Source organism: Tianxiuia mixotrophica (assembly GCF_050596425.1).
Classification (GTDB): Bacteria; Bacillota; Clostridia; order Peptostreptococcales; family Acidaminobacteraceae.
The window spans coordinates 1697096-1711621 of sequence record NZ_CP192292.1 but is presented as its reverse complement, the minus strand read 5'-3'; the positions used below and the strand labels follow the sequence as shown (position 1 = coordinate 1711621).

Sequence of the window (14526 nt, the reverse complement as noted above, 5' to 3'; positions counted from 1 at the left end):
CCTTTCTTAATGATATTTAACACTCACGGAATATAGTTTCGTTAAGATTGCACCAAGAAATTTCTATTCCACAATGATATAAGATTTCTCATCAGCTTTTCCAAACCGTACCTTTTTACTCGTATCGGTTAGCTCAGAAATCCCTTGCAAAGTAGACGTGAATGGCACAAAATTCCATGCAGCACCAATAGCCTTTTCCCTTATCGATTCGTCAGAAATCGCATTTTCTATTTGATTAACAGCGAAAACGGTTCTTGAAGTTTTTGATGTAGGAGAAATTGCTTCAAGTATGCCCTTTGCAATTGATTTCAACCATGTCCCACCTTTTTTCAGTGAACTAGCACTAGTTGCACCACCATTTAATACTGATACAGTATCTACACCAGTACTAACTGCTGTTTTAAGAGCTATCCAGGCCTGACTTTTGCCAACTTCCTTATCGAGTTTCTTTAAATCTTCTATACTATATAGCTTACTGCCGTCTTCACCTATTGCATATTCTAGATTCCCATTTTGAGCGTCACTTGCATTTGTAGCAAAGCCAGTTTGTACTTTGTCAACATTCTGAAAAACATCAGCTGATCTTTTGAAATCTGATGATTCAAAAACACCAACACATAAGTTAGTGAAATACCAAGTAACAATACCCTCAGGATCTACTGCTCTTATAGCTTTCCTTCCATCAAGGTCAACATACCCCAACGGATTATTCAAACAATAAATATACTGATTCATTGTAAGTGGATTCGTTAATACACCTTCATAGCTATCACGCGAAATAAATCTTCTCATTTGTGGGTTGTAATAACGTGCTCTTAAATAGTAGTTTCCACTCTCATCATCAAAAATCTGACCAAAGTATGTGAGGTCATTATTAACTGTTTCTTCCTTAGCAATAATTTTGCCCCATTCGTCATAGTCATACCAGTTAACAACTTTGCCTGTTTCATCAGTAACTTTAGTAATATCACCGTGACCATTGTAGAAATAGTAGTAGCACTGACCATCAATTACTCGCATTAGTGGTAAATGACCCCAAACCACTGAAATAATCTTACCTCCGCTCACTTCGTTAATAATTCTGCCTGAAGCTTGGTAATAGTAGTCTGCTATTTTTAATCCATTTTTTGATTTAGAAGTTCTTAATCCGTCATGACTGTACTTATAAGTGTAGTTATCGCCCGCATCGTTCGTAAATGACTCAGCGTAACCTCTGGCGTTCCAAGTGTATGAGCCCGTCTCAATAGTAGGTGCTATATTATAGTTAGCGCTTTCTGTCTTAATATTACCTCTAACATCATAAGTATAATCGTGCGTTAGACTTCTAGAATGGTCTTTCACTTTTTCCATTCTATTAAGTGCATCATAAGTATATGCTCTATTTCTGTTGTTATCAGTTTTTTCAGTGATGTTACTTTGGTCGTCATACTTATATTCGCTCTCATGGAATGCTACGTTTGACTTGGTGTTACTTATATTAGTAAGTCTGTTCACTGTGTCATATATAAAGTCTGTTCTTAGCGCTCCCGTTGGATACTGTATTGACTTAATCATACCATCTGTGTGGTAGTCATAGTCAAATGTCTTTGAACCTACTGTAATTGTGTCTATTTTACTCAGGTTTGTATAAGTGTAGTTTGTTACAAGACCTAAGAAGTCATTAATAGATGTTACATTACCACCATTATCATACGTGTATGATAACACCTTATTATCCGGATTCGTTTTAGTTTTTAGTAGACCATCTGTGTAGTACGAGTACTTTGTTTCAAGCACATTTGCAGTGTTTGTCTTGTCTGGGAAATGCTTAACCAACTCCACTTTACCTGCATTTGTATATTCATATTCAAACTTCTCAGTAATATTCTCAACAGTCTTAATACGTCCCATTATGTCATAAGTTGTGTTTGTTGCTTGACCTAATTTATCTACTGTTTTAATCACTCTACTCATGTCATCGTATGCAAATGTTTGTGCCTTACTTTTTTCATCAACATTTGCTATTAAACGCCCAATATGGTCGTATGTTTTGGTGTTAATGTACTCTTTACCTGTAGTTGCATCAGTCACTTTTGTTTCTACTAACTGATCTAGGTGGTTGTACTTGTACTCGCTCACTTGAAGAAGTGGATCTGTTACTTTAATAAGTCTTCCAAATTCATCGTAGTCGTAATTATATACATTGTCGCCTGCATCTTTAGTGGAACGCAGTTGTCCAAGTGTATTATAAACGTTAATCGTTGTTATGACTTCTGTTTCGTTATAAATTTCTGTTTTGATTGTGCGACCCATATCATCGAAGTATTCAATCGATTTTTGACCATCTGGTCCTGTTGTTGTAACAGTCTTTGCAAAGTCATTGTAACCTATCGATGTAACGGCTCCGTTTGGTGCTGTTATTTTAATTGGCCTATCATATCCGTCGTATAGGTAAGATGTAACATTGCCATTAGCATCTTTTGAAGTTTCTAGTAAAAGTTCTTTGTTATATGTGTTTTCCACTTGTATAACCCACGTACCGTTTAAATACTTTTCTGTTTTGGTGTGGTTTCCAAATATATCAAATGTCGTACGTACTTTTACATCATCTTCATCCGTCATTGTTATATGATTGTTTACATCGTCATATTCTAACGTGGCGTATGTCGTATCTGGGTTTATAATTTTTGTTAACCTATGACGATTATCATATTCATATAACGTTATATTGTCGTGTTGATCTTTTGTTTGTATTACACGAAGGTTTTTATCGTAATAATTCTTAACATAGTTAATGTAGCTCTTGGTATTGGTTTCATCATAGTAAACGTCTTTTGAGTAAGCACTCTTGAGAGGTCTACCAATAATACCATGTGATGAACCCCTATCTATTGACTCATCATCCGTTCCATAGAATGACGAACTTACATAACTTCTCGTCTCCATTGGATGAATATTTAGGTCAGGGTTGTGAACAATAGTTTCTTTAACCCAATCATATTTTTGGTTATCGTACTCTATAACTTTTTTCTCGTCACCAATGCCTATCGTTTTCTTAATAAGCAGTCCTGATTCATCCTCACCATCAGGAAAATACTCATTAAGTTCTTGTGAAACCATTTTGCCAGTTTCATCCTTAACAATAACTGATGTTGTCCTAATAATTGAATTTCCATCTGCATTCATGTACTGAGTATAACCATACTCAGTTACAATACCTTCAATGTTCGTATGTGTCTTTAGTAAGCCTCTGTAGACACCTGACGTATAGTAGGTGAATTTTTCCATTGTAGTGCGCTTAGAACTTGAAGACTTGTCGAAATACGTTGTAATAATATTCTCTTTCCAACGTGTTTCTTCATCATAATTTATTTCAACCACTTTGACTGGTCCAGTTATTCCGTTTTCAAAATACTCAATGTACGTTGCGTCATCATCAAATGTATAGTCTACTTCTCCTCTTGGTGTGTACTTTGATACACTACCACGTGTCTTGCTTGCCGTATACTCACGCTCGTAATACTTTTTCCCATTTTTATCGATATAATACATGTTGCCAACATGGAATCTTTCAATTGAACCATAGCCATCAATGCCCATGTAGAACTTATCGTAGTCATCAATAACTGCTGAAACACCTGTAGGTAATGTAACTTTGCTTATTAGGTCATACTGAAGGTCTTTTGTACGTCCATCAGCGTAAACTTCACCTTCATAGTCTTGTGTATATTCAAAGCTATATGAATCAGCATTCTTATATGTTCTGTCGCTGTACGCTCTTAGCTCATCTCCCGGTGCAAGAACTGCCTCTTGTAAAATAATTTGAGATACATTCCATCCACTCTTAGTCAAAACATAGCGCTTAGTACCTTGAGTAATTTTTGTTGTAGCACCAATACTCGACCCATATTCAAATTCTATTGGCATACCGTGATTACCAACAATCTTTTTTGGAAGTAGTACTGCTCTATATGCTGTTCCTAGAAAATGGTCAAATTGATACCGTACTTCATACCCATTTTCATATATATCTTTTTGACCTATAAGTTTTCCTTCATAATTGATGTATTCAATAACACCTGTATTGTACATGACTTTGAGTGAAGGGTAATTCGGAAAACGGTCGTTGTAGTAACCAGACATCGAACCTAGATTAATCCAGTCGTCAGTTCTAAATTCATTTACTTCAGTAGCCGTGTCACAAACTTCCAGTGTAATATCTTCGCAGTTCTTAGAAAGAATTTCATATTCTGGCTTTCCGTTAATAATCTTTCTTTTTACATTAACCACTCGTCCATCAGCGAGGTGTAGCTGAGTTAAGTTCATACCATTATGAATATCTGTTTCTTCATAAATACCACCACGCCAATGATTGCCACCGTTGAAGTAGGTCATATTTAGATGCCAACCTGGAGCAATAGCAAAGTTCATCAATGAATCAGAAAAATACTGCTTAATGTCCCCGCTTGATTTGTCATAACGGAACTTGGATTTTGATGCATCGTCCGAACGATAGCTTAGGTTGATTGGCAATGTTTCAAGGTTACGCGTCGTAATAGAACCTATATTTAGGTCAAATCGTAGGTTACCCGATTCTGGGTTTACACTTAAAATATTACCTTCTCTAACATTAAGAGTCGGATTGATATATGACTGTAAATCAATTTCGTCTTGTTCAGCAAAAGGTACAAATACGTCATTGTCTTCTTTTACTTCTATAAGTTTGCTCTCTATAATACTCTTTGACTCAACATCAAATGCGTCTACAATGCTACCGCCGTCATATCCTTTTTCTAGCAATTCTAAAATATAGTCAACTGTTTGACCTTCCAAATCATGCATTGTAATAAGACCACTAACAGTTATAAGTGAGTACTCAAAGTCATAAGGATTATCATAACCAAACGATGCGCTAATAACCTGATCTAGATTATATACTGTTTCGTTGGCTAACCTACCTAATAAAACAGATGCGTTGACATTGAATCCTTTGTTCTCTAAAATAGTAAATACTTCTTCTGAAACACCGCTATCAGAAATAGTTTTAGAAGCTTCATCTGCTGGTAAATCTGAAAACATATCGTTACCCGTGATTGTCTCAGCATTTTTTAAGCCTTCAATCATTTCTTCAGTGTAGTAGAACGGATAATCAATATCTGTATTTGTACTATAGTTTTCAAGTACTGTGCCCATTTCAGCAAACGAAATGTCTAGTGTATATGAGAAAAACTTAAGCGTGTCTTCATTAAAGCCATATGTTGCTTTTAGCATTTGAATAGAAGCTTGTGCATTTACATCATTCATCCATTTATCGTGGTCTGCAAATGCAGAGTTGTCTCTGTACACACTAAAGTGAGAAATACCGAATGCTCGTCTTACTAGGTTACCTGTATCAAACTCCAATTTAGTAATACCAATCTTAAGCAGTTCTTTGAAATATTCTAGATCATTCATGTTCTTGTTGAGCTCTTCAGCAAAGAATACATGAATGTCGTGAACTTCTGTCGCAGAATCAAACCCTTTAACGACTAATTCAAGTTCTTCATCTGTAAACTCATATAGGTATCTGTCTTTTACAAAGTCTAGAACCCAATTTGTGTTCATATTTTTCGATTTTATAGTGTTAAGAGTGCTTTCTTTAATGTGCTCTAGGAATAGTGCATCATCTATGTAAAAGTCATCTACATGTATTGCGCCACCTGATGTTGGATTGTACGAATCATTAGAATCGTCTTGTAAGTGAGTATCAATTAGGAGTACACTATCATCAATTATAATTGAGCCTTCTGATGTTACTGAAAACTCAGTTGCAAGTGCATATCTACCATTATCAAGTGTATGTATTTGAATTGCACCTGGACTCACCACATTGTTATAAGTAGATGGGACAATGAGGTTTTCAATATTAAGTACATTCGTTCTGAGACCCATATTTGAAGCTTTGTTTACTATTTCACTTTTTAACTGCTCTGCTGTTAGGCTCTCATTAAGCTTTAATTTAAGCGCCGCAGCTGCAGAAACATAACCTGCCGATTGGGATGTCCCACTGTCGTATGCGTACTTGTTACTTGGCACAGTACTATAAATGTTTTTACCTGGTGCCAAAATGTCTACAGAGTCTCCATAGTTTGAGAAATCCGCATGTGTTCCTTTATTCGTAGTTGCTCCTACTGTAATGACATTGTCTAGATTATAAGATGCTGGGTATACAGGTTTTGCATTCAGATTCCAACCTTTGTTACCTGCTGCTGTTACAAATAGTATTTCGCTTGATCGCATGGCTTCTTCTAGTGCTAGGTTCTTATAGACACTGCCAAAACTACAGTTCATAATTTGAACCTTTTGTGCTTTGGCATATTCAATGGCTCTAATGGCATCTGAAGTATATCCCCCACTTGGACCAATGAACTTAAGCGGTAGGATTTTAGCCTTCGGTGATACACCAATAGTCCCTTCACCATTCCACTCAGAAGCAATCACACCAGCAATGTGAGTACCATGCTTGTCGAAGTCTTTGCTATCATAAACACTTGCATCATCATAGTAGAAATCCCACCCATTAACATCATCGATAAATCCATTATTGTCATCATCAATTCCATTGTCTGGAATTTCATTTTGATTTACATATATGTTGTTCTTTAGATCTGTATGATTAATATCAACACCCGTATCAAGAACTGCTACAACTACGTTTTCACCTTTAGAGAAGTTCCACGCATGGTTGACGCCACTATCTTTGTCAAGAACCCCTTCTTCTCCACCAATGTTCTGACCAAGATTGATAATGCCCCACTGGTTTTTAATATTTGGATCTACATCAAAAATATTTAGTTTATAGTTTGGTTGTGCATACTCAATATCCGGATCTGCTTCAAGTTCTTCAGCAAACTCTTCTACATCATACACTTCATCGATTTCAACAATTTGAACATCACCAATAGTCTCTTCGATTTTTGTTTTCTTTTCTTCTGATACAATTGTTGAACTACGGAATAATGCAACACCTTTCTCATCGAGCTTTGACTGCACTTGCTCTAACTTTCCTTCAAGAGCTTTTTTCTGTGCTTCGATTTCTGACTCAGACTTTGGTGCGTCTTCTTCAATTGCAGAAGTAAAAGCTGATACTGCTGACATTGTAATTCGTAATTTATCCCAATTGTCTTCAGCCGTTTTTTTGTCTTTCATTTTTACAATGATTTGGTTTTTATTTGCAACTTGCGAGTCTATTAATTCAAATTCAGATACATCATCAATTGCCTCAAAGTCCTTATTAACAGTTATTGAACCATTAGAAGTTACAGGACTTGATTCCTTGCCTGCTATAACTTTTAAAATACTATCTTCGTTTCTTTTAAAATAGTCCTTTGAATAAACGCCTAGTATTATGCTATGCCCCTTGTAATATCCAATTAATGTGCTGAACACTGCCAAAGACATCTTATCTTTTGTCTTTATGTAAAGTCTTTCTTGATCATTTTCTATTTCTATACTTTTAATACTCTCTCCCATTTTTGCTCTAATATTTCCTGAGAGTTCATTTAGATTTTCTTCGTTTGCGAATATATAAAAATGCTTAGTCTTTTTTAAGTAATAAGATTGATCGAAATCTTCCTCACCATTCACAGCAAAAACTGTTGATGGTATTATAATATTAATCATCATTATCCATATTAATAAAATGGATATAACCTTGTGTAATCTTTGTTTCATTTACAGCCTCCAGTGTAATATATTTTATTATTTTGAGATAGTGTTTACTAAATTACCATTGTCATCGTACTTGAATTCAATATTCCCAGAGCCACTTCTCTCCTCTAACCGATTCAGTACTTCATTTAATTTTGACTCAATATCATTGATTTTAGTATTCATATCCACAATTGTCTTTCTGCTTTCATCACATATTCTTAGTAACGAATCAACTATCTGCGTATTAACATTTACTAAATCAAGTACAACATGAAACTTAAAAGACCTTGAAGTATAGCCAAGACCCTCTTTATCAATATTCGTTCTAATAAAAATATTATTCTCATCATCTGATAATACTGGCGTGTCTCCATCATATAGAACATCCAGTTCATTCGGTGTCTCTAACTGATATAATGCAGTATAGTAACTAATCTTACCTTCCTTGATTGTTGGAGATGGATACAAAGGTAATGTACTCACAACACGTGACTCATTTGAATCTCCAATCGGTCTCCATGTTCCTAAATCCGAATTCATTCTCCATCCATAAAAATATGCCTTAACCTCATCATTTGAAGGGATATATCCCTCATCCCATCCTGAGTCGATATTATCAATATTTATATACAGATATTTGCTCCAAAGATTGTGAGTGTCGGGTTTCATATCATTTGTATCAGCTTTTACTAATGGTTGTTTATTGTGCTTAGTCACTAAGGCATTTTCTGTGGTATAGTCTGTGAAAGTTTTAGAATCACTTAAAAGTAGCCTCACTCTTTTACTTTCTGCTCCAGACCATTCACGACTCCACTCCCAATCTAAGTTTCCAGATAGGCTAATTATTTTATTCTTTTCAATTTTTTTCGCCACACCTTCAGTAACTATTAGTTCATCATATACGTCTCCTAATGATGCAAGGCTAACTGGAAAGTTGGTAATTCTAGTTTTATTTGTAATATCATTATTATTAGTCGATGATGTCTCTCTTATACACAATGTGTCTAAATCGTAATAGTTGACTCCGCCTGAGTTATATGTAATATAAATGTCCTCAACTGTTTTTCCAGCAATACTATTCACCTTATACGTTTCAAACTCACTTGTTGTTGCACCACCATAGGTCATATAAACTTTGGAACCATCTGTATGTGTTATTACATACACACCACCATTAACCCCGTTGTTCTTAGCATCCACTTTAAATGTGTACTGTGTATTTGGTTTGAATATTTCGAGTCCTAGTTTTCTACCTAGATAACTACTCTTACCAGTAAAAGCTAATACATGTCTGCCATCAACATTTTCAACTTTTGCATATGTATTTGTAGCATTATTGATCGTCTTTTCAACAAACTCTTCTTTACTTATAAGATTTTTATTCGTTACAACAAATTGAACATTTGACACTGACTCATAACCAACCACAGGGGCATACTTTTCTAGCAGAATATCAGTAGATAGGTCTACCTCCCCTGGTTTCAATTTTATGACTGTTATGCCTTCTTTTACTTGGGTTTCCGTCCAATTACCCGTTCTGTTATCCTGAACCTTTATATACGAGTCAGTCTGATCTGATGCTAGCCTCATTTTTACTGCTAATGTTTCGAACTGTCCGTTACCTGAGTGTCTGTCACCATACTGCTTTTTTCCATCATTTAGATATAACATCACATTAGAGTTTGTCGCCTTTACTTCAGCAATTGCAAAATATACTTGGTCGGGATGTCCATCAAAATACGAACGTATACTTCCAAATCGTGTATTGGGCTTAAAGGTTTGGATTTTATCCTTTAAATCTACATATCCAGACCCATAGCAATATAGCATATCTGCAAGGCTATCGCTGTTATTGTCTGCAAAGCTTCCACCTACTAAGTTTTGAACTGTAGATCCAGTCATTTTGATATTCGGAATGGTTTTATTCGCTAACTCCACTGTCTGAATAGACTCTAACTCTGTTAATATCGTACTTTCAGTATTTGCATATGCAATACTTGATGTTAAAAACATTGTTGCTAACAAACATAACACAATACTATTTTTCATTTTAAATTGTATGAAGAATACAGAAGCAAACCCTTCTCTCCTTTCGATTTAAAATCATAAACTTTATGATTAGTTGAAATTTGCAGGCTCTTAATTCTAAACTTTAGCCTTTACTATATTGAAAACTCAATTAACATTGATTATCTAATAATTACAGTTGGATGTGTCATAAGTCCATTAAGTCCAACAAATCTTTGTAGATAAAATGAAAGATTTGCAGTACGACCTACCTAGTTTTCATCCTACATTCAAAGACGAGATTATTCTGGATCCCCATAAATTCTCAAAGAGAGATTATGGCTTCTGCAGACTGTTTATTCTATAGAATTTTTCGATTAATACAGTCTCATCATATGTCTGAAATCTACAGTTCACTATGGTAAAAAACTATCTCATGTCTTTTTAATAGATATTTTGTAATAACATCACCACGCATTACTGCACTTTTAAAATACTTTTTTGGTTCATAATATTTTATGGAGATTTTTACTGTTTGAACTAAACCTACTCAGCTAGTATTTTTTTCAAATTACCACTATTATCATATTCAAATATAAGCGATTGATCTTTTTTTACACCTATAAGGTCTTTAATGAGTTCTTTTAACTCCGATATTTCTTTTTGATTTTCCAATGTGATTTCGTACATCTCATCGTTCAGCAAACCAGTATCTCCATTACTATCAATTTCTATTTCATAGATTGAAGAACCAATTTCATTGCAATGAACCTTGTAAACCACATATACATCCTCTCCATTATATTTTTCTGAAACAGCATACTCTTTTCCGTTAGCAACTTCTCTATTGAACACAACCTCAAAATCATTACCGCTGCCTCCAATAATTGAAATTTCTTTTATAGACATTGCCTTATGGTCAAGTTCTGAATCTTGAATATCTGTCCTTTTCTCCCCATCGATATTAATATAATACTTGCCATCCGTTTCACTCTTCACAACATTGGCTTTTTCTCTTACATAACCACTATCAACAGTAATTTCATTAATTTCAGGCTTTAATATGATAGGACTCCCACTATAACTTATTTCTTGTGTAACAGGAGTTTCTAACTTATACATAATTTTTTTACCGATCAGTTCATTTTTAATATTTTCAATAGATGTACCTTTGGGATATGTAAAATAAAGACCTTCTGAACTCTGCATAACAGTTCTAGTATGATCACTTGATGGATTGTAACTTGATTTAAGTCTATTTGTATTGGTGTTAAATACAAAGTTTGAGTCTTTTGTCACACTTTCATTTGACAGATTAATATGTATATAGTCTACATTCGTCCAGTTGACACCAATCTGACCTATGTCCTCATCTTTGATTTCTTTTATTCCAACATTATAGATAACGGATGCTCTCCCGCTTTTTATAATTAACTCATCAGAAAACTGATATAAGGAGTTTAACTGTACCGGTAAAGTCATATTATCAACATCTGGCGCTTTATAAGTTTCTGGTACCGTTTTACCTTCGACAATTGAAATATCTTCTGTATTATCTGGAACTGTAACTACTCTTATATAGCGAGTGTTTTCAGGCGTCACTATCGTATTGCTTTGCGATGTTTTTATAAAACTATAATTCTCATCATATGCTCCCCAGCCATATAAGGGTTTGTTGCATATATATTGGGTATTCGGTCTTACAGAAATAAACTCATCTGTTCTGCGTTTACTACTTGTATTGTAGTTATCGCCGTTCGCCCAAATTATTCCGCCAAGTACGATGTTTCCTTCTGCTATATTTTCATTTGTTTTGTGTATTTGAATGCCTTGAAGAGGCTGAATACCCGAAACATAATCAGGCATATATTTATCGCACCATTCTACAGAAGGTTCATTTCCTACACCAAAAGTTTCTGTTAAATCAATTACTTGAACCGCATCAAAATAGCCTTTATAGGTTGCACTTCCCCCTCCATATATTAATAGTCTATAATCACGAGAACTATCGGGTTGGAAAATCAAACTATGCTTTTCCCAAGTATTCAATGCATTGGGAGGTGAGACGGCTTTTCCGACTGTTTTAACTTTGTCAAAAGTTCCAGTGTCCATTAGATAGATTTTTGACATAGTATTATTATCAAATTCTGTCATAAATTGATATCCCGAATAATAGTATTTGTGATCTTTATCAAAATAAATGTTATCTTTATAAACATAACCATTTTGATTTTCTTTATTAAAATATAAAGAACCACTTCCCACGTAATGCTGTTCACTAGTAACTTCACCATTTAAGGCATTAACCTTAATTATTGTCATATTTGTTGTATCCGATAGGTCACCATCAGTTCCCAGCATATTGACCAGCGTTCGACCAGTCACCTTGATAGCTGGTGATTCTGTAATTGGCGAATTAATTGTTACTGTATAGTTTTCCCTATTCAGTAATGAATTCTGAGCAAAAACCACACTGGACACTAGAGTGGTAACTATCAGCAGCATGACTACTAATTTGCTTATTTTTTTCATCTATACACTCCCTATATTTTTCTCTTTCCTTCAATCATTTAATAATTTAGTTGAACCTTATTTTCTGAGTCCAATTATTTTAGATGATTTTATCGATAAAATATCAGTTACCGATTCAGATGTACTTTTTACACAAGACTTAGAAATACACCTTACAAAATACCTGCTTTTCAGGAATATCTATAATACTAGCCTTGAGACACAAGACTTATACTCATAATCAAACTCTACTGAGTGGTTATATTGGTCAGATTACCATTTTCATCGTATTGGATAGAAATATTGCCTGTTTCATTCTCATTTAGCATGTTAATTAGAACATTTATTAGTGATTTTAAATCATCTAACTCACTTGAATTCTTAGTGGTATTTTGAATAAAATAATCTATTTTGCTAGATTCAGACGATTCCACCTGGACTTCAACCTTGGGCATTGTAGTTAATTCTCTACTATAGTGATAAATCAACTCATAGATTTCTCCTTGTTTAGCAGAGCTGATTTGAACAATGGTTCCATCACTGCCTATTGAGTATTCATTACTTTCAATTAAAATCCTACCTGTCGGCGAAATCTTATAAATTGATTGGATATTTTCAATTGGTAACTCAGGATTGGAAATACTCAATTCACCATTGTATGATAAAACGTCTTTAATAACAGGCTCAATAAATACGGTACCATTTCTATATGCAACCAGTGGTCCTGAAGACAAGTTATACTTCATATATGTATTTAGTTCATGAATAAATACTATTGGATTAGTATTTAAAAACTGTTTTACAGAGTCTATACTATTTGTCAAAGAGTTTTGACTATCCAAATAAGATTTAGATAGTACGACAAACAACTTATCTATTTCATGATGTGCTGTTACTGCAACATCTTTACTGAGCTTACTAACATGAGAAAGGGGTTCAACCTCTATATTTTCTGCACTAACCATAAAATTGAAACTAGACCTTGTGGATAAATTATTCGATGATATAAAATCATCTATTCTAGTGTAGAAAGATGGTACTGGATAGTTACTTGGAGCAGAAACCGTGTCATTCCATTCTAATGATCCATCAATAATATCGTGGAAAGTTTTTTGGATAACTTCTTGTTTAGTTCCACTTATTATCACTTCATCAGCAATATTATCATTTATACTATTTAACCCCTTCATTGTTTCCGGAAAGCTAATATGACTTACACTAGCTACGTAAGGCTCATAAGTTGTACTGTACTCTCCCTTTTCAATTTGAACTTTATGTGCTTCTGCTGAAATACTTGAATCTCCAAAAGTTATTTTCACTTCATTGTATGTATTATTTGGAGTGAATTTAAACGGGTTCGTCATAGATTCACGCCCAATATAGGTTCCATCTTTATACTTATATAATTCATGTAGTTTATTTCTTTCGGTGCTAACAGAGTATGTGTGTCCTGTTTTAACACGGACTGGTGAAGTTAGCCTGTATTTCTTATCATCACCAATGTTCACTCCATCTTGGCTTGAAATACCACCAATTTCAATATAATTTGGATTAAGCAAATTTTTACCACATGATGTGATCCTAAAGGGCATTGTTGATTTTGAGTTTTCCACATATTTATACTTTTCAATTAACTGATCTACCGAGTAATTATTGAACTCCTCATCAGTCAACTCAACCACGCAGACATTATCCATTTGAAAAGAAGCACTTGTTCTATCACCTTGTGGATCGCTAAATTTACCCAGTGCTATAAAATAGCTATAGGAGACGTTATCACGTGTTTTAAACTTTGATCCAACGGTTTGAACTTGATCAACTTGTGAGATATTTGCATACTTCCACTCTGAATAGGTAGAATCATAAAAAGTGTTACTACCATTGGGATAAATTCCAACTTTATTTAAATTAGTATTATTCTTCACTGTTACATCTCCCAAAATTACATAATATGTATTTGACTTCATTTTTGAATGAGATGATTTTGAATATGATGTATAAAAATATCTATCATGTTTTCCATTTGGAGTGACTTCAAGAACATGATTATCTCCGCTAGCATATACATTTTTTAAGTGGCTATACACAGGCTGCCAACCGTCAAATTGACCTTTCCCACTTTCTTCGAAATCTCCATCTTTTCCAAGTATATTTGTATATGTCCGACCAGAAATTTCGATATCAAGTATCCCCATGTCATTTGGGCCCAAATGATTTATACCTGAGTAATCCAACGCAAAAGAACATGTTATAAAAATTGCGATGTAATTTAAAAATATTACACTTATTATTATTTTCCGTTTCATAAAAGCCCCTTTATAATTGTACTAATTTAAA

The 14526-nt window shown here is 34.3% G+C and carries 4 protein-coding genes; all 4 read right to left on the bottom strand.

Annotation, left to right across the window (positions count from 1 at the left end; all coding sequences use genetic code 11):
• Window positions 1–63: 63 nt before the first annotated feature.
• A complete protein-coding gene (locus tag ACQ4KW_RS07340; protein ID WP_430885883.1) occupies window positions 64–7692 on the bottom strand; it encodes a S8 family serine peptidase in 7629 nt (2542 codons plus the stop codon).
• Window positions 7693–7719: 27 nt separating this feature from the next.
• The gene (locus ACQ4KW_RS07335; protein ID WP_430885882.1) at window positions 7720–9720 is read right to left on the bottom strand and encodes a hypothetical protein; all 2001 of its coding nucleotides are present in this window, start codon (window positions 9718–9720) and stop codon (window positions 7720–7722) included.
• Between the two features lie 504 nt (window positions 9721–10224).
• The gene (locus ACQ4KW_RS07330) at window positions 10225–12210 is read right to left on the bottom strand and encodes a hypothetical protein (RefSeq protein ID WP_430885881.1); all 1986 of its coding nucleotides are present in this window, start codon (window positions 12208–12210) and stop codon (window positions 10225–10227) included.
• A 227-nt stretch (window positions 12211–12437) separates the two neighbouring features.
• Window positions 12438–14495 carry a hypothetical protein gene (locus ACQ4KW_RS07325; RefSeq protein ID WP_430885880.1) on the bottom strand — a complete coding sequence of 686 codons (2058 nt, stop codon included), beginning with the start codon at window positions 14493–14495 and terminating at the stop codon, window positions 12438–12440.
• Window positions 14496–14526: the final 31 nt, after the last annotated feature.

What these genes read in the sequence shown, in the direction of transcription:
- ACQ4KW_RS07340 (WP_430885883.1), bottom strand. Translation starts at nt 7,692, where the DNA reads ATGAAACAAAGATTACACAAGGTTATATCCATTTTATTAATATGGATA.
- ACQ4KW_RS07335 (WP_430885882.1), bottom strand. Translation starts at nt 9,720, where the DNA reads ATGAAAAATAGTATTGTGTTATGTTTGTTAGCAACAATGTTTTTAACA.
- ACQ4KW_RS07330 (WP_430885881.1), bottom strand. Translation starts at nt 12,210, where the DNA reads ATGAAAAAAATAAGCAAATTAGTAGTCATGCTGCTGATAGTTACCACT.
- ACQ4KW_RS07325 (WP_430885880.1), bottom strand. Translation starts at nt 14,495, where the DNA reads ATGAAACGGAAAATAATAATAAGTGTAATATTTTTAAATTACATCGCA.